A 695-nucleotide genomic window follows, 5' to 3' on the forward strand; every position below is an offset into this window, starting at 1 on the left:
GTACCACCTGTGATGCCGTCAATCACACCAGTGACAAGATCAATCGGGCTACCGTCAGTACCGCCTGTGATGCCATCGATCACACCAGTGACGAGATCAATTGGACTACCGTCTGTTCCACCAGTAATGCCATCGATCACACCAGTGACAAGATCGATTGGGCTGCCATCCGTACCACCTGTGATGCCGTCAATGACATCAGTCACCATTTCTAGTGGTGTACCATTAGCAAGATCACCGAGATTACCAAGGTCATCAGCAATATGTTGAACAATACCGATTGCAGCAGAACCATTATCAACTAAGGTTTCAATAACACCTGTTGCAGAATCTAAAGCACTGCTGAGATCAGCACCCGCCAAGTCAGACACAGTTTCTAAAGTACCATTTACAGTATCGCGAGAAGTTTCAAAAGTGAGGGTACCTAGGTCAGCGATATCACCGACAGGATGTTCAGCTTGAGGGAAAGCACCGATGATGGTGTCAGCTACAGTATCAATACCCGTATTGATAATTTCAGTTTTTAAGCTTTCAACGCCTTGTAGAATATCGATGCCTTCTTGAACAATCCCTGTGACAGGATTATTAGCAAGATCACCGCCTGTAATACCATCAAGGGCACCAGTGACTAAATCGATTGGACTACCGTCAGTACCACCCGTGATGCCATCAATCACGCCAGTCACAAGATCAAT

Annotated in this window: 1 pseudogene; it reads right to left on the reverse strand. The window is 46.2% G+C overall.

Annotation, left to right across the window (positions count from 1 at the left end):
• A pseudogene (locus tag IO68_RS29430) lies at positions 1–695 on the reverse strand (hypothetical protein); the annotation flags it as partial.

The sequence above is a fragment of the Acinetobacter sp. COS3 genome (genome assembly GCF_000475335.1).
GTDB lineage: Bacteria > Pseudomonadota > Gammaproteobacteria > Pseudomonadales > Moraxellaceae > Acinetobacter > Acinetobacter venetianus.